Raw genomic sequence first — 24,334 nt, forward strand, 5'->3', positions numbered from 1 at the left:
GGCGACGTGGGGTGCGGACCTAGGATGAGGCAATGACCGGTACCGACGGGTTTGGGGCCGACCTCATCGAGCAGCTGCAGTCCTCGCGTGACTTGATCCTGTGGAAGCTCGACGGTGTGTCCGAGTACGACGCGCGGCGTCCGATGACGCCCACCGGAACCAACCTGCTCGGGCTCGTCAAACACCTCGCAACCTGTGAATTCGGCTATTTCGGTGAGTTATTCGGACGGCCGCCCCCGGTTGCGTTGCCATGGGCGGACCGGGAGAAGGCCGCCGGCCCGAACGTGGACATGTGGGCCACCGCCGACGAATCACGCGAGTATCTGGTGGGTCTGTACCTCCGATCGTGGCAGCACGCTGCGGAAACCTCCGCCGCGACCGGTCTCGACGACGAGACACACGTGGAATTGTGGGGACAGGGGCGGGTGACGCTGCACCGAATCCTCGTGCACATGAACACCGAGACCGCCCGCCATGCCGGGCACATCGACATCGTGCGAGAGATGATCGACGGCTTCGTCGGATGGCGGCAGGACTACGACAACTTGCCGTACCGCGAGGAGGAACGGGTACTCGCGCACCATGCCCGTGTTCAGGCCGCCGCTGATCGTTTCCGCTGATCATACGGGTGCATCGCCCTGGTTTGAGGCGTGGAGCACACCGGGCTTATAGTTGCCGTATGCAACAGAAGCGGCGGTCCGGTGCACCGGACCTGGCCGGAGTGGTCGAGGTCTACGACGAGTTCGTCGGCCTCGTGCGCTTCCTGACTGCAGGGGAGCGGTCCGACGACAACTCCCTCTCACTCGCGCAGCATTCGCTGCTCGGGTTCATCGCCCGCAATCCGGGCTGCCGCGCCACCGACATCTCGGAGGTGTTCGGCGTCAACCGGTCGACCGTCTCGAGGCAGGTACGCCACTGCGTCGACGAAGGTTGGCTCTCGGCGGACTCCGGGCCCACACGGTTGGGGCACCCGCTCAGCCTGACGGACCGGGGGCGCGGCGTGCTCGCCGTCACAGTGACGCGCCGTTACGGCGAAGTCGCCGCAGGGCTGGCCGGATGGGGCCAGGATGAGATCGATACGTTCGTCCACCTGCTGCGCCGCTTCCGCTCCGGAGTGGATCCGTCCGCCCCGTCTTCGACCGACCAGAACGATGGAGATTTCAGTGCGTGAGTACTCGACCCCCGCCCAGTTCGCCGTTGCCGACAACGATTCCGTTGTCCACACGGTATTCACACAAGCGGAGAAGACGCCGCACCGCGTGATGTATTCACGCCCTGTAGGCGACGAATGGGTCGCAGTGACCGCATCGCAGTTCGCCGAGCAGGTGTCCGGCGTCGCCAAGGGTTTGATCGCCGGGGGCGTGCAGCCCGGCGACCGTGTCGCATTGCTCTCGGCCACTCGGTACGAGTGGTCGCTGTTCGACTATGCGATCTGGGCGGCAGGCGCGGCATCGGTGCCGATCTACGATTCGTCGTCCACCGAGCAGATCCGCTGGATCCTCGAGGACTCCGGCGCCTGCCTCGCCATCGTCGAGACCGCCGCCCACGAGGCGCTCTTCGTCGGTATGCCCGACACTCTCGGCGAAATCCACCGGATCGACGGTGGGGCAGTGGAGACCCTCATCGATGCAGGCGCCGGCATCGACGACGTCGAGCTCACCGCGCGCCGCGACGGCGTCCGCGCCGACGACCTCGCCTCCCTCGTCTACACCTCCGGCACCACCGGCCGGCCCAAGGGCTGCATCCTCACCCACCGGAACTTCCTCTCGGAGGTACGCGGAATCCTGACGGCATCGATCGGTCAGACGGTCGCCAAACCTGGCAACCGGATTCTCACGTTCCTGCCCCTGGCGCACGTGCTGGCGCGGGCAGTGTCACTCGCTGTCTTCGAAGGTGGTGCGGCGCAGGCACACTGGTCTGATTTCGGTACCGTATCGGGCCAGTTCGCCAGGTACTCGCCGCACATGATCCTCGGCGTGCCCCGGGTGTTCGAGAAGGTCCGCGACGCCGCGGCGGCGAAGGCCGCCGCAGGCGGAAAGCTCAATGCGGCGATCTTCCAGTTCGCCGAGGAAACCGCCATCGCGTACAGCGAGTCGCTCGACCACGGCGGTCCGAGCCTGTTCCTGAAGGCCAAGCGGACCATGGCCGACAAGCTCGTCTACAGCAAGCTGCGTGAGGCCATGGGCGGCGAGTGCCAGATGGCCATCTCCGGTGGCGGTGCGCTCAGCACCAAGCTCGGGCACTTCTTCCGCGGAGTCGGCGTGCCGATCTACGAGGGCTACGGCCTGACCGAATCGACCGCTGCCCACACCGTCAATATGCCGGGATCGCAGAAGATCGGTACCGTCGGATTGCCTCTGGGCGGTAACAGTGTTCGTATTGCCGAAGACGGCGAGATCGAACTGCGCGGCGGGGTCATCTTCAACGGCTATTGGCACAACGAGAAGGCCACCGAGGAGGCATTCCACGACGGATGGTTCCGCACCGGCGATCTCGGTTCGCTCGACGCCGACGGATACACCGCCATCACCGGCCGTAAGAAGGACCTCATCGTCACCGCAGGTGGCAAGAACGTCTCGCCGGGCCCGCTCGAAGACCGGATGCGTTCGCACACCCTCGTGTCGCAGGCCGTCGTCCTCGGCGACGGGCGCACGTTCATCTCGGCGCTGTTGACCGTCGACCCCGAGGTGTTCGACAACTGGAAGGCAGAGAACGGCAAATCGGCCGACGCCACCATCGCGGATCTGCGCCACGACCCTTCGTTGCGCGACGCGATGCAGACGATCGTCGACGACGCCAACAGCACGGTCTCGCATGCGGAAGCCGTCAAGAAATTCGTGATCCTCGACCGCGACCTCACCGAGGAGACCGGTGAGCTGACTCCGACGCTGAAGATCAAGCGCAACGTCGTCGCCGAGAAGTTCGCCGCCGACATCGAGGGCATCTACGCGAAGCGCTGATTCTCACTCGGATTCGGACGGAGACAACGCCTCGGCCAGATTCGTGAAGCGCTCGTGACCGGTGAGGTCGTCGATGAGGACGGCCTCACCGTCGGCGTCGGCGAGCGGAACACGCCAGTTCGGATACTCGTCGACGGTGCCCGGCTGGTTCTGACTCCGATGCTCACCCACCACATCGACCAGCGACAAGGCCAGCAATGCCGATGGGCTCGCAGCGATGAGTCGATGCAACGCCTCGACTCGGTCTTCTGTATCGCCGAGCAACCCCCGGTCGCGGGCGAGCCGGAGGACCGCGTCGCGTTCGGCTGCGGCCCCGGCTAGTTCGGTCTCCAGATCTCCGTCGAGCAGGCCGAGCTTGGACCGTATCGAGACATGCTCCCCTGCAAGGTAACCGGACGTCGGCGGTAGGTCGTGTGTGGTGACCGACGTCAAGCACAGCTGCCGGTAGGTCTCGGGCGCGCGAGGGGTGTCACCGTCCTTCTCGAACCACAGGATCGACGTACCCGCGACCCCGCGCTCGGCGAGATACTCCTGGACCCACCCCTCGAACACCCCGAGGTCCTCGCCGATGACGACCGCATCCGCGCGGTGCGCCTCGAGCACCAGGATGCCGATCATCGCCTCATGGTCGTACCGGACGTACGCACCGTCGGTCGGTGAGGACCCCTCCGGCACCCACCACGTGCGGAACAGGCCCAGGATGTGGTCGATCCGCACACCACCGGAATGTCGCAGCACCGAGCGGATCATCTCGCGATACGGGCGATAGCCGAGTTCGGTGAGTCGATCGGGCCGCCACGGTGGCTGGTTCCAGTTCTGTCCGTTCCGATTGAAGTCGTCGGGTGGGGCACCCACCGTGACACCCGACGCGAGCGCATCGCCGAGAGTCCACGCGTCGGCGCCGTCACGCTGCACACCCACCGCCAGGTCGTGCACGACGCCGATGTCCATCCCGGCGGCACGGGCGGCATCCTGCGCGGCCGCGAGTTGTTCGTCGCACAACCATTGAAGCCAGCGGTGGAAGTCGATGCGTTCGGCCAGTGCAACGCGTCGGCGCTCAACCCAGGGGTCGTCAGGTGACGTGGCTCGCTCGTCCCAACGGGTGCGTCGTGGACCGGCCTTCTCCGCCAGCGCACACCACAGCGCGAAATCGTCGAGTGCGCGGCCACCGTCGGCGCAGAACGCCGCGTAGCGAGCCTGACGTGCCGGGCTCCTGGGGACACGATGGATACGTTCGAGCACCGCCAACTTGGCTCGGAACGCCGGATCGCGCTTCAGACGTCCGGCCTTACGATTGGCCTTCGCGCAGTCCTGTGCGTGCTCGTCGAGGAGGGCGCGCTGCTTGCGCGAGAGATAGGCAACCTCGGGAATGTCCTCGACCCGTAGATACAGCGGATCGACGAATCGCCGCGACGACGGAAGATACGGAGACGGTTCGTGCGGGGGGCGGGGCTCGGCCGCATGGACCGGGTTGATCAACACGAAGTCGCCGCCGTAGCCCGCGGTGACCGCCGCAAGATCGGCGAGGTCGGCGAAATCGCCGATACCCCACGACCGGCGCGACCGCACCGAATACAACTGTGCGGCCAAACCCCACCGCCGGGCGCTGAGCACCCGGTCGGCAGTGGACAGCCGAGCCGGTGTCACCACGAGAGTCGCGGTCGCTTCGATGTCGTTGCTGCGCGCATGGATGATGTGCCAGCCCAGCGGTAGCTCCGGCACCGCGAACGTCGCCCGGCCGATGAGCCGCCCGTCCACCGTTCTCGGTTCGACCCACACATCGAGCTGGTCGGCGTCGACCTCGGTGCCATCCTCGGTCGTTACCCACACCGACACGGGATCGCCGTGTGGGACATGCACGGCGAAGGTGCGCCTGTCGCCCTCGATGACGACGAGTGAGAGCGGCAACATCTGTCGCCACGGCACGTTGGGCACATCCGCGAGCGAGTGCTCTACTTGGGCATCCGACGCGGCAGGCACCTCGAGTGCCGCCAGGATCTTCCGCAACGTGCTGTCCGAGACCTGATGTTCGAGAGTGTCCCAACCGCGGTAGGTGCAGGACACCCCATGGTGCCCGGCGAGTTCGCGAAGCTTGTCCGACGACGTCACGCTCCGGAATCATGCCAGCAAACGTCCGTCGACGCCGCCAACTCGTCGCTGCTCGGTGGAGGTGGCTAGTCGCCGAAACCGTCGAAGAGCGTCGGCTCGTCCGGGTTGTCGAACAGTGGGGGCTGGTCGGTGCTCGACTTCGACTGCGGGTGCCGACGAATCGGACGGTCGGTGGGCTGTTCGAGATAGCTCAGCGCTGCGGCCAGAGACCAGCTCGTCAGCTTCCACTCGAGCGCCTTCGTATCGGCGGCAGCGACTCCGTCGTCGTCGCCTGCGAATGCTCGGTTGAGGGATTCGCTGGTCCAGCCCACGTGCTGCTCGGTGCTGAGTTCGAGGAACAGCTGCAGGCGCGAGGCCTCCTGGTCTCCGATCGCCGCGACCTTCTCGACAGCGATATCGGATCGCCCGTGCACGTGGTGATCGCGCAGTTCGAGCAGCGCCGACGGAAGATCGTCCTCGAGACGTGGTTCCCACAGGTCGTCCTCGAACGGATCGTGCTCGAAATCGGAGGGTTCGAAATCGGAGGGTTCGAGATCGGAGGACTCGAAGTAGTGGTCGTGGCCGTGACCGCGCATCGGCAGGCCGCCGATATGCGCGGCGAAATCGTGGTCGACGACTTCGAGGAACTGGGTCATGCGATCGAGAGCGGACACCAGATGCTCGGGCACGAACGGTGACGCAGGCAGATGGTTGACGACAGCGACGCGGTCGTCGATCAGCACGAACTTCAGCTGCGGCCACTGCCGATTGAGGTCGGAGACCACCTCCATCGCACGGGTACGACCACTGATCGAGTGCACGATCGGGGCGAGCAGATCCACCGTGGCAGCGCCCGCTCCGACCCCGACGAACACCAGAACATCGGCGATACGCAGCACGAGGTCGCCGTCTTCGTCCCACGTCGGGGTGTCGCCGACCCGCTCGCCCACGGTGTCTTCGATGAGCTCGCGCAGGTGTTCCTCGCCGAGCGGATGGACCGGCCCCCGGACGGGCTCCTTCGGGGCGATCTCGGCGACCGGCGCCGGAGTTTCGAACTCGTGCGCGCTTACGGTTCCGAAGGATTCTGCGCGCAGGAACAGCGGATGCGGAACGCCCCACACATCGCGAAGCGCGCGCACCGCGACCTCGGCGAGCCGATCGGCCCACGACGACGGTAGATCCATCCAGAATGCGGGCGAGCCGCCGTCCTCCGGCGTATCGGGATCTCGCGATGGTGTCTGCCAGCCCAGACCCAGCAGAAGCGCCTCGTCTTCGGGTGACAGATGCCGATCCTCGGACAGATGGAGATTCGACGGCACTTCGCAGCGCACCTGCTGATCACCCCACGCGTAGAACTGCACGCACGGCCCGGCCGGCCCACCGGATTCCTCTGCCAGCGGCTCGAGCACGAGTCCGCCGCCGTCGCGCATGGTGGCGACGTGGTCGGCGAGGTCCCCCCGGAACTCGCGCCAGGCCCGGTCGACGTCGCGGTCGAATCCGCTTTCCGGTTCGTCCATGAACCTGCCCCCTTTTCCTTCCCGACATTGACCAGTGTGTCGTGAACACTAGTCGGCCTCACCGACACGACGCCTGTCGGTGAGCGTGTGGATCGGGTGGGAGCGCGCATACTTGCATCTGTGCCGAACCGCACGCGGTCACCCGACGCCGACAGATCGGCGCAGTTGCGCAGGCTCACGTGGCGGGCGTTGCTGCGCACGGTGGCGACGGTCGTCGTGGTGGGCACCGCATACTTCACGTTGCCGTTCACCGGACTCGACGACCTCTCCACACTGGTGCTGTTGCTGTGCGGGTCGGTGGTGGTGTGTGCTGTCTGTGGCTGGCAGATGTGGTGGGTCCTCCGGTCGCCGCATCCGGTGGTCCGGGCCGCTGAGGGAATCGCGGCGACCACCACCGTCTACATCCTCGGGTTCGCGTCGCTGTACACGGTGCTCTCGCAGGTGGAACCGGAAGGGTTCACCGAGGTCCTGACCCGGATGGGCGCCCTGTATTTCAGCTTGACGGTCTTCGCGACCGTCGGATTCGGGGACATCGCCGCGATCACCGATGGAACGCGGGCCGTGGTCTCGGCGCAGATCGTGGGCAATCTGATCTTCCTCGCACTGGTGGTGCGATTGTTCGTGCTCACGGCGCAACATCGTCGGCGGCAGGTGGAGGAGCCGGCCGCAGAGAACGAGCCGTGAATGTGGAACGTCCCCACCACCGGGCCGGTGATGAGGACGCTCGAGATCATGAGCCCGTGGGCGTCACGGGATGGTGAGCACCTGGCCCGCCCGGATCAGGTCCGGGTTGGAGATGCCGCTCGCATCGGCGATGCGCTGGTACTGGTTTCCGTCGCCGTAGAAGCGCTCGGCGATCGCCCACAGGGTGTCGCCGGAAGCGACGGTATGGGTGCGCGGGGCAGGCGCAGCGGCGGGAGCGGGCTCGGCTGCCGGTGCGCCGGAGGCAGGTGCGGCGGAGGCAGGTGCCGCGGCGGGCGCGGCAGCCTTCGGGGCAACACTGTCGCTCGCCCACACGGGCTTGCTGCCGGCGTACAGCACGACGTTGCGGTCGTCCTGCACCGTCAGGCGCACGCCCGAGTTGCCGCTGGTCCCCGATGCCCACACCGGGGAGTTGTCGGCCTTGTACAGGACGAAGTTGCCGTCCGCCTGGACGTTCGCGCGCACAGCGCCGGAGCCGTTGGTTCCTGCGGCCCACACTGCCTTGCCGCTGTCGGACAGGACCAGGTTGCCGTCCTGCTGGAGCGTGAGGGCGTACTTGCCGTTGTCGGACTTCAGTTCCTGGCCCACGCTGAGGCTCTGGCCGGCGTTGAGAGAGCTCACGCTGTCCCTTTCGATCGATGCGTTGTGATTCGGGCAACCGGTACGAACCGGATACCGACACGCACAGTACCGCCGGTCGCGCAGCTTCCCTCAGCTCCGCTCGCGGGTCTCGCTGTTTGCCGGATCACACCGTGTCGAGGGAACGCACGAACCTGCCGATTCGTGCCACCGCGCGGCCCCCCTCGGGCACCAGCGATGCTGCCGCCTGGAACACGTGCACCTGCTTCTCCCACACCTGTAGTTCTGTGGGCACACCGGCAGCGGCGAGGCGATACGCCATGGTCTCGGCGTCGACGAAGGTCATTTCCTCGGAACCCGTCTGGATCAGTGCAGGCGGCATGCCGGTCATCTCGAGATCCACCGGAGAGGGCACCGGTTCGTACCGGTCGTCGATCCGCTCGGCCCGCTGGATCAGAGTGGACAGCACCGGCACCGCGCGCCGCGGGAACAGAGCGCACTTCTGGGCATTCGGGTGCTCGAGCTTGCGGTGGGGATCGAGATCGGTCAGGGGCGAGATCGCAACGGTGCCTGCGGCCCGGCCCAGCCCCAGACGTAGTGCTTCGTATGCCACCGAGAAGGTGAGGAATCCGCCTGCGGAGTCGCCGGCGATGACGATCCGGTCGATCGGGTAGCCGTGAGCGATCAACCACCGCAGTCCGGACAGGCCGTCGTCGACCGCGCGCCGGATCGGGTGATGCGGAAGCATCCGATAGGCCACCGTGAGCAACGGTGCGCCCGCTGCCGCCGAGATGCGTGACACCAGCTGACGATGGGTGGCCAGACCGCAGCACAGGAACGCGCCGCCGTGCAGGTACAGGATGGCGGTGCGACTATCGGCGCCAGGGGCGCGCAGGAACTCGGCGGGACACGCGTCGAGTGCGACACGGTGATGTTCGGTTCCAGGCACCGGCAGGAGCGGGAACGCGACGCGGTCGACCAGCCCCGTGGGCCAGGGAAGTGCCGGGGCGAGCGCCCAGGCATCGAGGAATGGTCGCACGGTATTGCGCACCGAGAGGCTCAGTGCACGGGAGGCGAGGCTGACCCCGCCGTGCTCCTCGATTCGCGGAGCGGGGGCAGGCGACGACCCGTGCGGGAGCGACACGAACGGGGGCGACACGAACGGGGGCGACACGAACGGGTCGGACAGAGCACTGTTCATCTCGCCTCCTCCCGTCTACCGGACAGGTGTTCGAGCTACGGATTTCCCAAGGTACGCGCGGTGAACGGCTCGAGTGGGCGCTGTAATCCGATAGATACGGGGTGGCGCGGCCGATGCAGGTGGGGCGGTGCCCTGTTACCGTTTCGATATTCCGGTCTCCCGAATCACGTGAGTGCTCAATGCATGTCGGACCGCGCGTGCAGTACCGACACGAGCTCGCGTTCCAGCGACACGAACTCCGGATCGGTCAGCAACTCCAGCGACCGCGGGCGGGGCAACGGAACGAGGACCTCGTGCAGGATCCGCGCGGGGCGAGGAGAGAGCACGAGGACCCGATCGGACAGCAGGACGGCCTCGCGCACGTCGTGCGTGATCATCAGGACGGTCCAGCGGTGGCGCTGCCACACCTCCTGCAGCCACAACTGCATGTCGGTGCGGGTGAGCGAGTCGAGGGCGCCGAACGGCTCGTCGAGCAGCAGGACCTCACGTTGCTGGATGACGGTTCGGGCCAATGCGGCACGCTGACGCATCCCGCCGGACAACGCAGAAGGCCGGGCATCCTCGAATCCGGTGAGTCCGAACGCGGGGAACAACATCCGTGCCCGCTCGCGTGCCTCCCGACGCGACACTCCCTGCACCTCGAGAGCGAGGGCGCAGTTGTCGAGGACGCTACGCCAGGGGAACAACAGATCCTTCTGTGGCATCAGCGCGGCGCGTCCCGGCGCGGCGGGCCGCCCACCGACCGTGATGCTCCCCTCGTCGGGGGTGTCGAGCCCCGCGACGAGGCCGAACAGGGTGGACTTCCCCGATCCGCTCGGTCCGATGACGGAGACGAATTCTCCTGGGGAAACGTCGAATCCGATGTCGTCGAGCACGTGGCTTGCGTCGAAGGACCGGTGGACACCGGAGACGGTGACGGCGCTCATGCGCGACTCCCTGCTGCTCGATTCTCTGTGGTGAGGGCCCACGGCGCGACGATGCGTTCGGCCACATAGGTGAGCAGGTACAACACCAGTGACACCGCTGCGGTGACGAGGACAGCGGCGAGTACCAGATCGGTGCGGAACGAGTTCTTCTGCATGGCCATGTAGATTCCGAGACCCGATGTGGCACCGACGTATTCCGCGAACACCGCTCCCACTACGGCATAGGTGATTCCGATGCGCAATGACGTGAAGAACCGCGGCAGGGCCGACGGGAGCCGCACATACCGGAACACCTGCCACCGCGTGGCCCCCATGCTTCGCAGAAGCGCCCCCGCCTCCCGGTCGGCCGCCGCGAAGCCCTCGATCAAACCGATCGCCATCGGGAAGAACGTTGCCAGTGCGATCACCAGGATCTTCGGCAGCAGACCGAAGCCGAACCAGATGATCATCAGCGGGGCGATCGCAACGATGGGCACCGTCTGGGAGGCCACGAACAACGGCACGAACGCTCGCCGCAACCACGGTGAGAAATCGACGGAGATCGCCAGCACCCACGCCAAGGTCAACGACACCGCGAACCCGACGATCGTGACCTGCAGCGTCGCGACGGCGTGCCCGGCGATGTCGATGCGATGCGCCCATCCCTGGTGCAGCACCCGCGCGGGAGAAGGCAACACCTGCGGGCGGATTCCGCTGATCATCACGTAGAGCTGCCACGCCGCCACGAGCACCACCGCGACGATGATCGCCGGCATCATATGGTTCACGCGGCGTCGGGCTGCGGTGCGTCGAGCCTCAGGGCGTTCGGTAGTCATCGGTGAAGTACGTGGACCAATCGGGCTCGCTGGTCAACGGTGAGCCGTCGGGACCGGTGAGCAACCCCTGCTCGTACAGGAACCGGGCGTACCCGGCCCATGTGCTCGCGTCGAGAGTGCCGACGCGGCCCTGGTCGTCGCGCATGTAGTCGGCCGAGAGCATCCGCTGGCTGTCGAAGACGAGCTCCTCGTCGGGGAACGCGCCCGGGTTGGCGTCGAGCAGTGCGCGGGCGCCGCGATCCGGATCGTCGGCGGCGATCTGGTACCCGCGCTGCACCGCCTGCACGAACGCGCGAGCCCGATCCGGGTTCTCGGTGAGCCAGTCCTCGTTGCCGTTCACGACGATTGCGTACTGATCGGGGAAGCCGTAATCGGTGTAGTCGAAGTAGCGCATCGGCAGTCCTCGATGTTCCGCTTCGAGCCCTTCCCACGCGAGGTACGAGACGGTGAAGTCGGCGGTGCCCGAGTAGACCGCCTCGTAGGCGGACGTGCCGAGGACGACCTCCTCGAATTCGCCGCGTCCACCGTCGTTTCGGATCACCTGTGCGAGCGCCTCGGTGTCGCCGGGGTCGGCGAACCCGGCGTACACGTGGCCGTCGAGGTCTGCCGGGCGTGTGAGATCCGCGCGGTCTGCCTTGACCCCGATCGCGGTTGCCCAGTGCTGCAACGGAGCGAGGACGGTGAGGGTGCGTGCCCCGGAGGAGCGGGAGAACGTCGCCATGCCGTGAGTGGAGATGCCGAACTCCGCGTTGCCCGCGTCGACGAGGGTGTCCGGTGTCGCCCCGTTGTAGGGCAGGATCTCGACGTCGAGTCCGGCGTCGTCGAACAGCCCCTCCTGCACCGCCACGTACAGGCCGGTGTGGTTGGTGTTGGGAGTCCAGTCGAGTGCGAACCGGATCGTGTCGTCGGAGCCACCACCGGCGCACGCGCTGACGGCGCACAGGGTGAGGGTCGCGACGGTGAGTGCCCTGATCCGGTGCCGCAGCGTCACGACGCGGGCCACGGCTGCGTGTTCAGGGCGGTATCCCAGAACAGCAGCTCGTAGCGGGTCGCGAGGGTGAATGCGTCGATCATCGCGTCGCGCTCGGAGGCGGTCGCGGCCGCACCGGCGGCGTCGACGAGGGTGCGCGCGGTGGCGACGGAATCCTGGAATGCCTGGTCGTCGTAGGTGGCCACCCACTGTGCGTACGGATGGGCGGGATCGGCGGCGAGCACGTCGGCCGCGCGCGAGGCCAGGTCGCGGCCCACTTCGGCGTAGATCCAGAAGCAGGGCAGCACCGCGGCGGAGCCCACCGGATACGGCTCGGTTGCCACGGTGGCCGTCAGGTACGACACGTAGCCGAGGCATGCGGGGGAGTGTGCGACCGGTTCGTCGTGCACGGGCAGTACGCCACCGGTGAGAAGCTGCTGGTGCAGCGAGGATTCCTCGGTCGCCGCCGTCGCGGAACTCGTCGCCCAGAAGGCGCCGGTGACCGGGTCCGGTGCCTTGGACGCGAGGAGCGCGAGGGCCTTGGCGTACCCGGCCAGATAGAGGGCATCCTGCTCGATGTAGAAGCGGAACGACTCGAGCGGAAGTGTGCCGTCGCCGAGGCGCCGCAGGAACTCGAGGTCGTCGATGGAGTCGCGCAGAACCTTCGTGCGGTCCCACAGGACATCGGTGAAACGGTCGGTGGGTGAATCGTGCGCAGGCACAGTCATCCCGAAACATCCCTTCGTCAGAATTACCTGATCAGGTTCGACGGGTGTGATCTCAGCCCCGCTCGTGCGGAGCACCCCGTGTCGGTCGGAGGCGACGATAGCACCTTCGCCGGGAAGGTGTCGGAGGAGACTCCCCTGGGTACGTTGGGATACGAGAAGCTCACCGGGAGGTCATGTGGACGCCGAGACACTCGTCGTCGGATGCAAGTACGGCGAAGCCCGCGGATACCGCGACGGCGAGGTGTACTCGTGGAAGGGGATCCCGTTCGCCGCACCGACCGGCGGAGACATGCGGTTTCGGTCACCGGAAGCGCCTCGGCCGTGGCCGGGCGTGCTCGACTGCGCGCGCTACGGACCGATCGCTCCGCAGAGCCGGAACAGCCCGATCGGGATCTCGTCCGACATGGCACTCGGCGAGGATTGTCTCTCGCTCAACATCTGGGCGCCCGAACCGGACGGCACACGGCGCCCGGTGATGGTGTGGATCCACGGCGGCGCGTACGTGATCGGATATTCGGGTCAGAAGATCTACGACGGACGCGTGCTCTGCGAAACGGGCAACGTCGTGGTGGTCACGCTCAATTATCGCCTCGGGGCGCTCGGGTTCCTGGATCTGTCGTCGTTCTCCACAGCAGGCGACACGTACGAGTCGAATCTCGGTCTGCGGGACCAGATTGCGGCGCTCGAGTGGGTGCATGACTGCATTGCGGACTTCGGCGGCGACGCAGGCAACGTCACCCTGTTCGGTGAATCGTCGGGTGGGGGATCTGTTACGACGCTGATGACGGTGCCGCGCGCCGAGGGGCTGTTCCACCGGGCGATCGCGCAGTCGCCGCCGGCGACGTCGGTGTACGGGCGTGAACGTGCCGCGATGGTGGCGCAGCGGTTCCTCGACGTCCTCGAGGTGCCGTCGGCCCGAGTCGGGACCCTGCGGGGAATGCCCTACGAACAGCTCGTCACCGCGGCCGAGACCGTGGTCGGGGAGATTCCCACGACCATGCCGGGCACGTTGGCGATGACGCCGGTGGTCGATCGCGATCTGGTTCCCAAGTATCCGGTCGCGGCCTTCCAGAAGGGCCTGTCGCATCGGGTGCCGCTCATCATCGGTTCGAACAAGGACGAACCATCGATCTTCCGTTTCATGAAGTCGCCGCTGATGCCGGTCGACGATTCGGCGGTGAGGGCCATGCTGGAGGCACTCGCGAAGGATCGCCCTGATCTCGAGCCCGAACGCATCGCCGAAATCGCTGCAGCGTATCCCGATCTCCCGAAGCCGAGCGGCGCGATGGCCCTGTCGCGCGACGCAGGATTCCGGATGCCGGTGTTGTGGGTGGCGGAAGGGCACGCCGCGCATTCCCCGACGTGGGTGTACCGATTCGACCATGCAACGCCGATGCTCAAGGCGGCGCGCATCGGTGCCGGTCACGCAACCGAATTGCCATACGTATTCGGGAATTTCGGAACGCTCGGCCGAGATCCGAGTTTCTGGCTCGGGGGACGCAAGGGTGCGGTCGAGGTGTCTGGTCGGATACAGCGTCGATGGCTTGCCTTCGCGGAGCACGGGGTTCCTGCCGCCCTCGATGCGTCGAAGCACTGGCCGCCATACGAGCCCGACGAGCGGACGACTCTGCTCATCGATGCACGTGATTCTGTCGAGTCGGATCCGGATGGGTCGATGCGCGAGGTGTGGGGCGATCAGGTGATGGGCTTCTCCTGAGTTCTCTCGACCCTGACTTCTCTTGACCCGACTGAACGCGTGTGCAACCCTTGGAACATGCGTTCAGCCGAGGGCGATTCCGACCTCACCGCCCGTGCTCGCATCCGCGACACGGCAATCCGGTGTGTCGCTCGGGACGGCGTGAACGTGTCGCTTCGTGCTATCGCCGCAGAGTGCGGAGTGAGTGCCTCGCTCATCGTGCATCACTTCGGTTCCCGGGCCGGCCTGCGTGAATATTGTGACGAGTACGTTCTTCGCAGTGTCCGCGAGCTCAAGAGTTCGGTCCTCGAGCCGGGCAGCGGTGTCGCGGCGATGTTGGCTCAGATCGAGGACATCGGGAGTTATGCCCCGCTCATCGGCTATCTGATCCGGAGCCTCCAAGCTCGGGGACCCGCTTCGCAGGCGTTTCTCGATCACCTGGCGGCGACCACCGAAGGCTATCTCGAACAAGGGGTCGCATCCGGCGTGGTTCGTGCAAGCCGGGACCCCCGGGCGCGGGCACGAGCACTCGTCGAATTCAGCACCGGCGCGTTGTTACTGCATGTTCCCGGGCCGAGCGAGCCCCTCGACCTCGATGAATTGCCCACGTGGCTGCGCTCGTACACCGACCGCATGTTGCTCCCGCTGCTCGAGCTCTATTCCGAACCGCTGCTCACCGACTCGGCGATGCTCGACGCATACCTGGCCGTCCGGGAGGCGGCTGCCCCGTAACGATCACGGAGGTTGCACCATGGACACACCCGCCATCGACACAGTCGACCTCGTCAAGACATTCGGAACAACTCGTGCTCTCGACGGATTCTCGATCGAAGTCGGAACCGGCACCGTGGCAGGGTTTCTCGGACCCAACGGTGCCGGAAAGTCCACCGCGATCCGCGTACTGCTCGGTATGCTCCGCGCCGACTCCGGTTCGGCTCGGGTCCTCGGACTCGACCCGTGGACCGACGCGGTGGCGATCCACCGTCGCATCGCGTACGTCCCGGGCGACACCAATCTGTGGCCGGGGCTCACCGGCGGCGAGATCATCGATCTGTTGACCCGGATCCGCGGGGGCGACAACCCTTCCCGCCGGGCCGAACTCCTCGAACGGTTCGAACTCGACCCCACCAAGAAGGCCCGTACCTACTCGAAGGGAAACCGGCAGAAGGTCGCGCTCGTCGCGGCGCTGGCGTCGGACGTCGAGTTGTACATGCTCGACGAGCCCACGTCCGGACTCGACCCGCTGATGGAAGCGGTGTTCACCGACGAGGTGCGTGCGTTGCGTGATGCAGGACGGACGGTTCTCCTGTCGAGTCACATTCTGGCCGAGGTCGAAAAGCTTTGCGACACAGTGACGATCATTCGGGCAGGGAAAGATGTGGAGACCGGAACACTCGCGCAGCTGCGGCACCTGACCCGCTCCGCGGTGCGGGCCACCACGCCCACGCTGCCCGCCGGTTTCGCGTCGATGCCGGGTGTGCACGATCTGACCTACGACGACGGCCACCTCGCGTTCGACGTCGACAACGCTTCCGTCAACCCGGTGTTGCGTGCACTCACCGAACTCGACATCGCGAACCTGACGATCACGCCGCCGTCGCTCGAAGAGCTGTTCATGCGTCACTACGGCGACACGCTCACCGACGTGCCCGAAGGTGAGGAGGTGACCACCCGATGACCGACACACTTGCTCTCCGCGAGCACCGGGGAACCCGAAGTGATCACCGTTTCAGTGGAATCGTCGAATTGCTTCGGCTCTACCTACGGCTCGACCGCATCCGCATCACCGTGTGGACGCTTGCACTCGCATTCACCGTGTACGTGACCGTCGAAAGCCTCATCGCCGCGTATCCGGACGCGGCCGCGCGGCAGGCCCGCGCGGATCTGCTCGAGAACCCTGCGGCGGTGCTGATGACCGGGCCCTCATACGGGGCCGACAACTACACCCTCGGCGCAATGACCGCGAACGAACTGAGTCTGACGGTGTTCGTCGCAGTCGCGATCATGAGCATCCTGCTGGTGGTACGGCACACCCGCGCCCAGGAGGAGGCGGGCCGACTCGAACTGCTCCGCGCGCTCCCCGTGGGCCCGTTCGCGCCGCCTGCCGCAGCGCTGCTGTCCGTCGCCGTCGCCGATGCGATCGTCGGCGCCGGGGTCACCCTCTCGCTGATGGCGAGCGGACTCGCGTTCACGGGGTCGATGCTGTTCGGCGTGGCCACGGCCGTCACCGGACTTCTGTTCGGCGCTGTGGCGGTGGTGACTGCGCAGTTCAGTGAGCATGCGCGGGCCGCGACAGGTTCCGCGCTCGCCGCGCTCGCGGTGGCGTTCCTGGTGCGCGGATTCGGGGACATCATCGAACCCACCGGATCGTGGCTGTCGTGGCTGTCGCCGATCGCGTGGGCGCAGCAGACCCGACTCTACGTCGACGAACGGTGGTGGCCATTGCTGTTGTCGGTGGTCGCGATCGGTGTACTGCTCGCGGTCGCCGTCGCCCTGTCTCGGCGTCGCGACATCGGCGCAGGCCTGCGCGCTCCGAAACCGGGACCGGCGGAAGCGTCGCCGTCGCTGCTCACACCGCCCGGACCGACATGGCGGCTGCTGCGCGGGACTTTCGTGGCGTGGACCGCGGCCCTCGCGATCATCGGGCTGGCGATGGGCACGCTCGCGAATTCGATCAGTGACATGGTCGAGGAGGTCCCCGACATCGTCGAGTTCCTCGGTGCCGACACGGAATCGTTGACTGCATCCTTCGGCGCGACGATGCTGCTGTTCCTCGTCGTGGGTATCGCGGCGTTCGCCGTCTCGGCGGTCATGCGTGTGCGCGGGGACGAGGACGCCGGCCGGATCGGGTTGGTGATCGTCACCGGAACGCCGCGGACCCGCTCGTTCCTGTGGACCGTTGCGGTGATCGTCGCGCAGGTCTTCGTCGCTCTGGCCGTCACGGGCGCCGCCACCGGCCTGGGCATGGCGGTCGCGACCGGCGAAGCGGACTGGATCATCCTGATGTGCGGGGCCGCACTGGCCTACGCACCCGCGGTCCTGTTCGTGTTCGCGGTGACGCTCGTGCTGGTCGGTTTCGTTCCGCGTCTCGCGAATCTCGCGTGGATCCTCGTCATCTACGCGGTGTTCGTGGCGTGGTTCGGCGAATTACTGAACCTGTCGCAGTGGCTGCGCGACCTCTCGCCGTTCTCGCATATTCCGCTGGTCCCCTACGAAAGTGCGAGTGTTGCACCGATGCTCGTGCTCGGTACTGCTGCTGTCGTCCTGGTCGCGGCGGCGGTCGTGGGCTTCCGCCGCCGCGATGTGATGGTGTGACGCGGGCAGCTCAGTTGCGGTATTCGGGGTGCTCGGAGACGAACTTCTCGACATACGAGCAGGACGTACCGATCTTCAGGCCTTCGGTCCGGGTCGCGTCGAGCGCGAACTGCACGACCTGCCCGGCGAGCCCGCGACCTCGGAAGTCGGGTTCGGTGACGGTGTGGTCGAAGTCGCGCAGCCCGTCGATCTCGCTGTAGTCGGCGTACGCCGCCAGGTCGTCGCCGAGGAACAGCGCGAATCGTGACTGTGCGGGCAGGTGTTCGATGCGGGCGACATTCTCTGTGTTGTTCGGCATGCTCACGACTTTACCTCCGGGCCTGATCGCCGCCGGTCCCGATCACCAGGGCGTCGTCGTCGCGCAGCGCCACGAACGGAATGGACTCGCGGCGAAGATATTCCAGTGTGCGGTCGACACCGTCGTCGCCCAGAGCGGAGTCTCCTGCGTGGGGAACGATCGAGTGCTCGACCCAGCCGAGTCCGTCCCACACCACCGGGCCCGCACCGATCTCGGTGACTTCAGCGGGATCGTCGGAGAACTCGAGCCCGCGCAGCGTCGGTGTCGCGATACACGCCCCGGCGCTGTACCCCCCGTACGCGAGGGTGCCGTCGCCGACCAGGTCGGTGAGTACTGTGTCGCCGCCGCTGCGGGCGAGCTGCGCACGCAGCACGAACGTGTTACCCCCGCGCACCCAGACCGCGGAGAACGCTGTCAGGCGTGCGCGGAGAGATTCCGGATCGCCCAGGTGGTCGCGGAGATCCACCTCGTCCGGGTCGTAACCGAGAGCGCGCAACGGCCCGAACTCGCTGACCACACTCGACGCCCGGGCACGGGACGGCCACGCGTCGCCGGCATTCGCGATCACGGCGATCCGGCAGGGCCCACGCGTCACCTCGAGCAGGCGCGCGGGATCGGAGCCGAACCGATACGACGACAGGAACAGGCGCATCGTCAGATCGTGAACGCGAGATTCTCGACAATACGGCGACCCACTGCGGTGTCGCTGCCGAGAGTCACCTCGTCGAGTTTGTCGACGCCGCTGACCCGCCCGCCGGCAAGCCGCACGAACAGGCCCGAGTCCATCGTGATGGTGCTCGTCGCAGGCTCCGACAGTGACGGCACCACCCTCGCGCGACCGGCCACCTCGAGATGGATGGTGCGGGCCAGGGCGCCGGTGAGTTCGATCGTGATCCGCGAACCTTCGGGGGCCTTGCCGCGCTTGCCCACGACGAACGGCACCGCACCGAATATCTCGGCGGATCCGAGTTCGGCCCGGGGGCCGCCCTCACTTCCGTCGGTGCCCAGCGCGTCGTGGATATCGAGTTCGTGCAACCAGCAGTCGAACACCCGGATGCGCATGAAGCGGCCATAGGCGGCGGGGCCGATCGGGGTATCGGCCGGTGCATCGAAGTCGGCCTGGGTCATCGCGCCGAGACTTTCGCGCCGCTGCGCCACGATATCGCGGTAGCGGGTCAGCACATCCGCACCGGCGACACCGCGGAAATGCTCGACCCACTGTTCGTTGAAGGCGCCGATCTCGTTGCGCACGTGGCCCAGCGCGTGCACGTCGATGTCGACGTGAGGTGCGGCGACGCCGGAGAGCAGAGATTCGGTCCCGATCAGGTGCGCGACGATGTCCTTGACCGTCCACCCGGGCAGGTCGGTCGGTGTGAACCACGCATCGCCCTCGATCCCGGACAGCAGTGCGTCCAGAACCTCGAATTGTTCGAGGAGCAGTGGCCGGATGATATCGATGGGAAATTCGCTGGTTCCGGAACTGCCGGACAGGGTTGTCACTGATTCTCCTCTGCTGAGAGACGATCGAGACCCGCACGGATGGCCGCAGCGGTGGACTCCGGGTCGCGGGGCTTGCGGCGCATGGCGCCGATCCCCAGACGGACGCGGTCGCCGTTCCATCGAGGAATGACGTGCAGGTGCATGTGGAAAACGGTCTGGAACGCGGCGCGGCCGTCGTTGACCACCAAATTGGCACCGTCGGTGGCCAGATCGGACCGGGTGAGTGCGCGGGCCAAGCGTTGACCCGCCGTGAACATCGATGCCCCGTACGCAGGATCGAGATCCTCGAGCCGATCCGAGTGGGCCCGCGGCACCACCAGCAGATGACCACGCGCCAGCGGCCGGATGTCGAGGAACGCGACCACACGGTCGTCCTGGTAGACGAGTGCGGCCGGCGCTGCGCCTCCGGCTATGGCGCAGAACACGCAGGAGTCCACCGACTCACTGTAACTCCGACACCAGGTCCGGCAGCCCGACCGCCGCCGTCGTGCGCCACACCTCGTCGACCTGATCCGACAGGTCGGTGTCGTCAGGATTGATCTCCACCACCGGAACTCCGTGGCGTCGTGCGAGTGACGGCAGGCCCGCCGCGGGATACACCACCCCTGACGTACCGACGACGAGCAGGAGATCTGCTTCGCGCAGGGACGCCGTTGCGGCCTCCCACGGCTGCTCGGGCAACATTTCGCCGAACCACACGACGCCGGGACGAACAATCCCGCTGCAGTTCTGGCACGTGGGTGGATCGAGTCGTGCGATGGGTTGCTCCGGTGGCTCGGCCACTTCTGCATCGAGTCCGCAGTCGGTGCAACGCGGTGAGAACAAACTGCCGTGCAGGTGGGCGAGCACCGTGCTGCCTGCGCGCTCGTGCAGATCGTCGACGTTCTGCGTCGTGATCTGCAGATCGGCGTTGCGTCCCCACTCGGACAGTGCGAGATGACCGGCGTTCGGCTGCACGCGCCGCACCAGTCCGACCCGCCACTGGTACCAGGCCCACACCAGCGCGGCGTCCTCGTTCCATGCTTCCGGGGTCGCGAGCGATGCGGCGTCGAAGTTCTCCCACAATCCGGTCTGCGCGTCGCGGAAAGTAGGTACACCGCTCTCGGCGGACATGCCTGCGCCGGTGAGGACGGCGATGCGCCGCGCGGGGCGCGCGAGGTCGAGGATCGCAGTCGGGACGGCCATGGCGCCAGGTTAGGGGACTCGATCAGGTTGTGGGGGAGTTGTCCCACTCGTGTCCACAACGCGGGCACGGTGCATCGCGGTCGTCGAGGAACAGTCCGCATTCCGGACAGACGCGGTCGAGCCAGCACACTGGGTCGCCGCCGAGGTCGGTGCCGTCGGTCATCGCTTCGTCCTACTCTCCGCGCAGATGCTCGGCAAGAACCTCCGCTCCGCTGTGCTCGACATCGCGGGTCGCGGTGAGGAGGACGAGGGGCCGTCCGTCGGCAAGTGTGTCGAGTTGCTCGATTGCGGCGCGACCGCCGGGCGACGTCAACTCCTCGATGTACCGATCGCGGAACTCGGCGAACAACGCTGTGTCGTGTGAGTACCACTTGCGCAGGTCCGTGGACGGCGCAAGATCCTTGACCCAGTCGTCGTAGTGGAACGCATCCTTGCGAAGTCCGCGCGGCCACAACCGGTCCACGAGGACACGCACGGAGTCCTCGGCGCCGGGGTGGTCGTAGACCCGTTCGACAGTGACTGCACGTCGCGACATGTGGCCCTCCCGAAGTCGTCCTCTCACAGTGCCGAACCCGGCGATGTGAAGTGAGGTGCCTCACATTCTTGCATTTTCTTACTGTTCGGACTCGATTCAGACACACCGGACCGCTTGCGACTCCGAGGTGGGAGCGGTAGGTCTGGCAAGGCTTACAACACACGTGTAGGGCCGTCACATGGCCGAAGACACGCATATTCGCCGCCGATCGCGGCGCCGCGCGCGGCAATTTTCATTCGACGCAGGAGTTAGAGAATATTGAGTAGCGAAGAATCGAACACGGAGAGCGGGGACCGCCGCCGCCCGGCCGTCGGTGTCGTTCGTGAGACGAACGACGGCGAGCGGCGGGTCGCGCTGGTGCCGAAGGTTGTGCCCTCACTGATTTCGAAGGGCCTCGATGTCATCGTCGAGCCCGGTGCCGGGCAGAACGCACTGATCCCGGACGAGGCATACAAGGAAGCGGGCGCCACGCTCGGCGACGCATGGTCGGCCGACATCGTCGTCAAGGTCGCACCGCCGTCGGACGCCGAGATCGCCCGGTTGAAGTCGGGGCAGAAGCTGATCGGTTTCCTCGCCCCGCGCAATGCAGAGAACCAGATCGGCGCGCTCACCACCGCCGGTGTCGAGGCGTATGCCGTCGAGGCCATCCCGCGCATCTCGCGTGCCCAGGTGATGGATGCGCTGTCGTCCCAGGGCAACGTGTCGGGGTACAAGTCCGTACTCGTCGCCGCCTCCGAATCGACGCGCTTCTTCCCGATGCTCACCACCGCGGCAGGCACAGTGAAGCCGGCGACCGTGCTGGTGCTCGGTGTGGGTGTCGCGGGCCTGCAGGCTCTCGCCACCGCCAAGCGCCTCGGTGGCCGCACCACCGGGTACGACGTGCGACCCGAGGTTGCCGACCAGGTGCGGTCGGTCGGTGCGCAGTGGCTCGATCTCGGCATCGACGCCGCAGGCGAGGGCGGATACGCCCGTGAGCTCACCGAAGAGGAACGCGCTGCGCAGCAGCAGGCCCTCGAAAATGCCATCAAGGGCTTCGACGTCGTCATCACCACCGCTCTCGTGCCGGGTCGTCCCGCGCCGCGCCTGGTGACCGCCGCCGCGGTCGAGGGCATGAAGCCCGGTTCGGTCATCGTCGACCTCGCCGGTGAAACCGGTGGCAACTGTGAGCTCACCGAGCCCGGACAGACCGTCGTCAAGCACGATGTGACGATCTGCTCGCCGCTGAACCTGCCCGCGACGATGCCCGAGCACGCGTCGGAGCTCTACTCGAAGAACGTGTCCGCGCTGATCGAGCTGCTGCTCGACGAGAGCGGCGCGCTCGCGCCCGACTTCTCGGACGAGATCCTTTCGGGTGCATGCGTGACGCGGTCGAAGGAGAACGTCTAGATGTACAACGAACTGCTCGCGAACATCGCGATCCTGGTCCTTGCCGGATTCGTCGGATTCGCCGTCATCTCCAAGGTCCCGAACACGCTGCATACGCCGCTGATGTCCGGTACCAACGCCATTCACGGCATCGTCGTGCTCGGCGCCCTGGTGGTCCTCGGGCATCTGCCCGGCGACGCCCACTGGGGAATCAAGATCATTCTGTTCGTCGCTCTTGTCTTCGGCACCCTGAACGTGGTCGGCGGCTTCGTCGTCACCGACCGCATGCTCGGGATGTTCAAGCAGCGCAAGGAGGCCCCGAAGGCTGCCGAGAAGGGGGCTGACGCCTGATGAGTTACCTCGTTTCAGTGTTGTACATCGTCGCGTTCGGGATGTTCATCTACGGTCTGTCGGGTCTGACCGGGCCCAAGACCGCGGTGCGCGGCAACTACATCGCAGCCGCCGGTATGGCCCTCGCGGTCGTCGCGGTGCTCATCGACATCCGCGACACCGACAACTGGGGACTGATCATCGGCGGCCTGGCCGTCGGTGTCATCCTCGGCGTCCCGCCCGCACTCAAGACCAAGATGACGGCGATGCCGCAGCTGGTCGCATTGTTCAACGGTGTCGGTGGTGGCACGGTCGCGCTTATCGCGTGGGCCGAGTTCCTCGATTCGACGAGCTTCACCGAGCTGGCCGACGAGCCGACCGTGGTCATGATCGTCGGCTCGCTGTTCGCCGCGATCATCGGCTCGATCTCCTTCTGGGGCTCGCTCGTCGCGTTCGCCAAGCTGCAGGAACTGCTCAACAAGAACCTCGAGAAGAAGCTGGTCTCGGCTGCCAAGCTGTTCCAGCTCGCCAACATGATCCTGGTCGTCGCGTCCATCGCGGTCGCCGTGTACATCGGCATCAGCGCCGACGGTGAGCCGCTCGCGTCGTTCTGGATCGTGCTGTTGCTCGTCATCGCGGGTCTGATGGGTCTGTTCGTCGTGCTGCCGATCGGCGGCGCCGACATGCCCGTGGTCATCTCGCTGCTCAACGCCCTGACGGGTCTGTCCGCTGCTGCGGCAGGCCTGGCGCTGAACAACCAGGCGATGATCGTCGCAGGCATGATCGTCGGTGCGTCCGGCACCATCCTGACCAACCTGATGGCCAAGGCCATGAACCGCTCGATCCCGGCAATCGTGTTCGGCGCGTTCGGCGGCGGCGACGACGGCGGCGCTGTGGCAGGCCCCGGTGGTGGCACCGTCAAGGCGACCTCGGCTTCCGATGCCGCGATCCAGATGGCGTACGCCAACCAGGTCATCGTCGTCCCCGGCTACGGTCTGGCCGTCGCTCAGGCGCAGCACGCCGTCAAGGAGATGGCGGCACTGCTCGAAGAGCGTGGTGTCGAGGTCAAGTACGCGATCCACCCGGTCGCCGGTCGTATGCCCGGCCACATGAACGTCCTCCTCGCCGAGGCCGACGTCGAGTACGACGCGATGAAGGAGATGGACGACATCAACGGCGAATTCGGCCGCACCGATGTCACCATCGTCATCGGCGCCAACGACGTGACGAACCCTGCCGCGCGGCAGGATTCGTCGAGCCCGATCTACGGCATGCCGATCCTCAACGTCGACCAGTCGCGGTCGGTGATCGTGATGAAGCGGTCGATGAGTTCCGGTTATGCCGGCATCGAGAACCCGCTGTTCACGCTCGACCAGACGTCGATGCTGTTCGGTGACGCGAAGAAGATGGTCGGTGAGGTCACAGAGGAGCTGAAGGCTCTCTAGAGTTACTGCGTCTCTAGAGTTACTGCAGAGCTGAAGGCTCTCTGGTCGTTCATCCGAAAGTGTTGGTTGGCGCCCCCGTTACCGGGGGGGGTCACAAAATTTATAATTTTTTTGGCGGGGGGGCCGCCCCCCCCCGCGGGACAAAACCAAACACACCAACCAAACCACCCCACAAAAAC

General features: G+C 66.4%; 26 protein-coding genes and 1 riboswitch. Of the genes, 11 read left to right on the plus strand and 15 right to left on the minus strand.

What is annotated here, in order from left to right; all coding sequences use genetic code 11:
- The first annotated feature begins 32 nt into the window (after nt 1-32).
- The 3 genes from ACFWCF_RS13290 to ACFWCF_RS13300 are packed head-to-tail and all read left to right on the plus strand — an operon-like array spanning nt 33 to nt 2,960.
- Nucleotides 33-620, plus strand: a complete 588-nt coding sequence (locus tag ACFWCF_RS13290) for a DinB family protein (RefSeq protein ID WP_378561884.1) — start codon at nt 33-35, stop codon at nt 618-620.
- A gap of 59 nt (nt 621-679) precedes the next feature.
- Entirely contained in the window at nt 680-1,171 is a 492-nt protein-coding gene (locus tag ACFWCF_RS13295; protein WP_378561887.1) for a MarR family winged helix-turn-helix transcriptional regulator, read from the plus strand.
- Entirely contained in the window at nt 1,164-2,960 is a 1,797-nt protein-coding gene (locus ACFWCF_RS13300) for an AMP-dependent synthetase/ligase (protein WP_378561890.1), read from the plus strand. The genes ACFWCF_RS13295 and ACFWCF_RS13300 overlap by 8 nt, the downstream gene beginning before the upstream one ends.
- Before the next feature lie 3 nt (nt 2,961-2,963).
- Here the strand turns inward: ACFWCF_RS13300 and malQ are convergent, their stop codons facing one another.
- On the minus strand, nt 2,964-5,069 hold the full coding sequence (gene malQ / locus ACFWCF_RS13305) for a 4-alpha-glucanotransferase (protein ID WP_378561893.1): 2,106 nt from the start codon (nt 5,067-5,069) through the stop codon (nt 2,964-2,966).
- Nucleotides 5,070-5,134: 65 nt separating this feature from the next.
- Complete coding sequence (locus ACFWCF_RS13310) at nt 5,135-6,565, minus strand: hypothetical protein (protein WP_378561896.1); 1,431 nt, start codon at nt 6,563-6,565, stop codon at nt 5,135-5,137.
- Nucleotides 6,566-6,685: 120 nt separating this feature from the next.
- Here ACFWCF_RS13310 and ACFWCF_RS13315 point away from each other — a divergent pair, with 120 nt between their 5' ends.
- The gene (locus ACFWCF_RS13315) at nt 6,686-7,249 is read left to right on the plus strand and encodes a potassium channel family protein (protein ID WP_378561899.1); all 564 of its coding nucleotides are present in this window, start codon (nt 6,686-6,688) and stop codon (nt 7,247-7,249) included.
- A gap of 63 nt (nt 7,250-7,312) precedes the next feature.
- On the opposite strand, the gene ACFWCF_RS13320 is transcribed toward ACFWCF_RS13315, so the two are convergent.
- The 6 genes from ACFWCF_RS13320 to ACFWCF_RS13345 all read right to left on the minus strand — a co-directional run bounded on the left by ACFWCF_RS13320 (nt 7,313) and on the right by ACFWCF_RS13345 (nt 12,486).
- Nucleotides 7,313-7,888 carry a LysM peptidoglycan-binding domain-containing protein gene (locus ACFWCF_RS13320; protein ID WP_378561902.1) on the minus strand — a complete coding sequence of 192 codons (576 nt, stop codon included), beginning with the start codon at nt 7,886-7,888 and terminating at the stop codon, nt 7,313-7,315.
- A 124-nt stretch (nt 7,889-8,012) separates the two neighbouring features.
- Complete coding sequence (locus ACFWCF_RS13325) at nt 8,013-9,047, minus strand: alpha/beta hydrolase (protein WP_378561905.1); 1,035 nt, start codon at nt 9,045-9,047, stop codon at nt 8,013-8,015.
- Between the two features lie 176 nt (nt 9,048-9,223).
- Nucleotides 9,224-9,973, minus strand: coding sequence for an ABC transporter ATP-binding protein (locus ACFWCF_RS13330; RefSeq protein WP_378561908.1), 750 nt, complete (start codon nt 9,971-9,973; stop codon nt 9,224-9,226).
- The gene (locus ACFWCF_RS13335; RefSeq protein ID WP_378562070.1) at nt 9,970-10,731 is read right to left on the minus strand and encodes an ABC transporter permease; all 762 of its coding nucleotides are present in this window, start codon (nt 10,729-10,731) and stop codon (nt 9,970-9,972) included. Before ACFWCF_RS13335 ends, ACFWCF_RS13330 begins: the two co-directional genes overlap by 4 nt.
- Nucleotides 10,732-10,768: 37 nt before the next feature.
- The gene (locus ACFWCF_RS13340; protein WP_378561911.1) at nt 10,769-11,791 is read right to left on the minus strand and encodes an ABC transporter substrate-binding protein; all 1,023 of its coding nucleotides are present in this window, start codon (nt 11,789-11,791) and stop codon (nt 10,769-10,771) included.
- Nucleotides 11,776-12,486 (minus strand): TenA family protein, encoded by a 711-nt coding sequence (locus tag ACFWCF_RS13345; protein ID WP_378561914.1) that lies wholly within the window; start codon nt 12,484-12,486, stop codon nt 11,776-11,778. Before ACFWCF_RS13345 ends, ACFWCF_RS13340 begins: the two co-directional genes overlap by 16 nt.
- Nucleotides 12,479-12,575: riboswitch (TPP riboswitch) on the minus strand. (Overlaps the previous gene by 8 nt.)
- An 86-nt stretch (nt 12,576-12,661) precedes the next feature.
- On the opposite strand from ACFWCF_RS13345, the gene ACFWCF_RS13350 reads away from it, so the two are divergent.
- The 4 genes from ACFWCF_RS13350 to ACFWCF_RS13365 are packed head-to-tail and all read left to right on the plus strand — an operon-like array spanning nt 12,662 to nt 17,497.
- Nucleotides 12,662-14,203 carry a carboxylesterase/lipase family protein gene (locus ACFWCF_RS13350; RefSeq protein WP_378491404.1) on the plus strand — a complete coding sequence of 514 codons (1,542 nt, stop codon included), beginning with the start codon at nt 12,662-12,664 and terminating at the stop codon, nt 14,201-14,203.
- Nucleotides 14,204-14,260: 57 nt separating this feature from the next.
- On the plus strand, nt 14,261-14,914 hold the full coding sequence (locus tag ACFWCF_RS13355; RefSeq protein WP_378491403.1) for a TetR family transcriptional regulator: 654 nt from the start codon (nt 14,261-14,263) through the stop codon (nt 14,912-14,914).
- 19 nt (nt 14,915-14,933) lie between these two features.
- Nucleotides 14,934-15,860 carry an ATP-binding cassette domain-containing protein gene (locus ACFWCF_RS13360; protein WP_378561917.1) on the plus strand — a complete coding sequence of 309 codons (927 nt, stop codon included), beginning with the start codon at nt 14,934-14,936 and terminating at the stop codon, nt 15,858-15,860.
- On the plus strand, nt 15,857-17,497 hold the full coding sequence (locus ACFWCF_RS13365; protein WP_378561920.1) for an ABC transporter permease: 1,641 nt from the start codon (nt 15,857-15,859) through the stop codon (nt 17,495-17,497). Before ACFWCF_RS13360 ends, ACFWCF_RS13365 begins: the two co-directional genes overlap by 4 nt.
- Before the next feature lie 10 nt (nt 17,498-17,507).
- On the opposite strand, the gene ACFWCF_RS13370 is transcribed toward ACFWCF_RS13365, so the two are convergent.
- Genes ACFWCF_RS13370 through ACFWCF_RS13400 form a run of 7 tightly spaced genes read right to left on the minus strand, consistent with a single transcriptional unit; the run spans nt 17,508 to nt 21,015 of the window.
- Complete coding sequence (locus ACFWCF_RS13370) at nt 17,508-17,795, minus strand: GNAT family N-acetyltransferase (RefSeq protein WP_378561923.1); 288 nt, start codon at nt 17,793-17,795, stop codon at nt 17,508-17,510.
- 10 nt (nt 17,796-17,805) lie between these two features.
- Nucleotides 17,806-18,447, minus strand: coding sequence for a Type 1 glutamine amidotransferase-like domain-containing protein (locus ACFWCF_RS13375; protein WP_378561926.1), 642 nt, complete (start codon nt 18,445-18,447; stop codon nt 17,806-17,808).
- Between the two features lie 2 nt (nt 18,448-18,449).
- Nucleotides 18,450-19,286 carry a maleylpyruvate isomerase family mycothiol-dependent enzyme gene (locus ACFWCF_RS13380; protein WP_378562073.1) on the minus strand — a complete coding sequence of 279 codons (837 nt, stop codon included), beginning with the start codon at nt 19,284-19,286 and terminating at the stop codon, nt 18,450-18,452.
- Between the two features lie 5 nt (nt 19,287-19,291).
- The gene (locus tag ACFWCF_RS13385) at nt 19,292-19,732 is read right to left on the minus strand and encodes an HIT family protein (protein WP_378491398.1); all 441 of its coding nucleotides are present in this window, start codon (nt 19,730-19,732) and stop codon (nt 19,292-19,294) included.
- A 4-nt stretch (nt 19,733-19,736) separates the two neighbouring features.
- Nucleotides 19,737-20,480, minus strand: a complete 744-nt coding sequence (locus ACFWCF_RS13390; RefSeq protein ID WP_378561929.1) for an NAD-dependent deacetylase — start codon at nt 20,478-20,480, stop codon at nt 19,737-19,739.
- A 22-nt stretch (nt 20,481-20,502) separates the two neighbouring features.
- Nucleotides 20,503-20,643, minus strand: coding sequence for a hypothetical protein (locus ACFWCF_RS13395; protein WP_378491396.1), 141 nt, complete (start codon nt 20,641-20,643; stop codon nt 20,503-20,505).
- A 9-nt stretch (nt 20,644-20,652) separates the two neighbouring features.
- On the minus strand, nt 20,653-21,015 hold the full coding sequence (locus ACFWCF_RS13400; RefSeq protein WP_378561932.1) for a DUF488 domain-containing protein: 363 nt from the start codon (nt 21,013-21,015) through the stop codon (nt 20,653-20,655).
- Between the two features lie 258 nt (nt 21,016-21,273).
- Between ACFWCF_RS13400 and ACFWCF_RS13405 the strand changes: the two genes are divergently transcribed.
- Genes ACFWCF_RS13405 through ACFWCF_RS13415 form a run of 3 tightly spaced genes read left to right on the plus strand, consistent with a single transcriptional unit; the run spans nt 21,274 to nt 24,155 of the window.
- Nucleotides 21,274-22,401: a Re/Si-specific NAD(P)(+) transhydrogenase subunit alpha gene (locus ACFWCF_RS13405; protein ID WP_378561935.1), complete on the plus strand. Its 1,128-nt coding sequence runs from the start codon at nt 21,274-21,276 to the stop codon at nt 22,399-22,401.
- On the plus strand, nt 22,402-22,731 hold the full coding sequence (locus ACFWCF_RS13410; protein ID WP_378491393.1) for an NAD(P) transhydrogenase subunit alpha: 330 nt from the start codon (nt 22,402-22,404) through the stop codon (nt 22,729-22,731).
- Nucleotides 22,731-24,155: an NAD(P)(+) transhydrogenase (Re/Si-specific) subunit beta gene (locus tag ACFWCF_RS13415; RefSeq protein WP_378561938.1), complete on the plus strand. Its 1,425-nt coding sequence runs from the start codon at nt 22,731-22,733 to the stop codon at nt 24,153-24,155. Before ACFWCF_RS13410 ends, ACFWCF_RS13415 begins: the two co-directional genes overlap by 1 nt.
- Nucleotides 24,156-24,334 lie beyond the last annotated feature (179 nt).

The sequence above is a fragment of the Rhodococcus sp. NPDC060090 genome, from assembly GCF_042729855.1.
Taxonomy (GTDB): domain Bacteria; phylum Actinomycetota; class Actinomycetes; order Mycobacteriales; family Mycobacteriaceae; genus Rhodococcus.

Excerpts from the sequence above, each read along its gene's own strand:
- ACFWCF_RS13290 (WP_378561884.1), top strand. The coding sequence starts at position 33 with ATGACCGGTACCGACGGGTTTGGGGCCGACCTCATCGAGCAGCTGCAG.
- ACFWCF_RS13295 (WP_378561887.1), top strand. The coding sequence starts at position 680 with ATGCAACAGAAGCGGCGGTCCGGTGCACCGGACCTGGCCGGAGTGGTC.
- ACFWCF_RS13310 (WP_378561896.1), bottom strand. The coding sequence starts at position 6,565 with ATGGACGAACCGGAAAGCGGATTCGACCGCGACGTCGACCGGGCCTGG.
- ACFWCF_RS13325 (WP_378561905.1), bottom strand. The coding sequence starts at position 9,047 with ATGAACAGTGCTCTGTCCGACCCGTTCGTGTCGCCCCCGTTCGTGTCG.
- ACFWCF_RS13330 (WP_378561908.1), bottom strand. The coding sequence starts at position 9,973 with ATGAGCGCCGTCACCGTCTCCGGTGTCCACCGGTCCTTCGACGCAAGC.
- ACFWCF_RS13335 (WP_378562070.1), bottom strand. The coding sequence starts at position 10,731 with ATGATGCCGGCGATCATCGTCGCGGTGGTGCTCGTGGCGGCGTGGCAG.
- ACFWCF_RS13345 (WP_378561914.1), bottom strand. The coding sequence starts at position 12,486 with ATGACTGTGCCTGCGCACGATTCACCCACCGACCGTTTCACCGATGTC.
- ACFWCF_RS13355 (WP_378491403.1), top strand. The coding sequence starts at position 14,261 with ATGCGTTCAGCCGAGGGCGATTCCGACCTCACCGCCCGTGCTCGCATC.
- ACFWCF_RS13360 (WP_378561917.1), top strand. The coding sequence starts at position 14,934 with ATGGACACACCCGCCATCGACACAGTCGACCTCGTCAAGACATTCGGA.
- ACFWCF_RS13365 (WP_378561920.1), top strand. The coding sequence starts at position 15,857 with ATGACCGACACACTTGCTCTCCGCGAGCACCGGGGAACCCGAAGTGAT.
- ACFWCF_RS13370 (WP_378561923.1), bottom strand. The coding sequence starts at position 17,795 with ATGCCGAACAACACAGAGAATGTCGCCCGCATCGAACACCTGCCCGCA.
- ACFWCF_RS13375 (WP_378561926.1), bottom strand. The coding sequence starts at position 18,447 with ATGCGCCTGTTCCTGTCGTCGTATCGGTTCGGCTCCGATCCCGCGCGC.
- ACFWCF_RS13390 (WP_378561929.1), bottom strand. The coding sequence starts at position 20,480 with ATGGCCGTCCCGACTGCGATCCTCGACCTCGCGCGCCCCGCGCGGCGC.
- ACFWCF_RS13395 (WP_378491396.1), bottom strand. The coding sequence starts at position 20,643 with ATGACCGACGGCACCGACCTCGGCGGCGACCCAGTGTGCTGGCTCGAC.
- ACFWCF_RS13400 (WP_378561932.1), bottom strand. The coding sequence starts at position 21,015 with ATGTCGCGACGTGCAGTCACTGTCGAACGGGTCTACGACCACCCCGGC.
- ACFWCF_RS13410 (WP_378491393.1), top strand. The coding sequence starts at position 22,402 with ATGTACAACGAACTGCTCGCGAACATCGCGATCCTGGTCCTTGCCGGA.
- ACFWCF_RS13415 (WP_378561938.1), top strand. The coding sequence starts at position 22,731 with ATGAGTTACCTCGTTTCAGTGTTGTACATCGTCGCGTTCGGGATGTTC.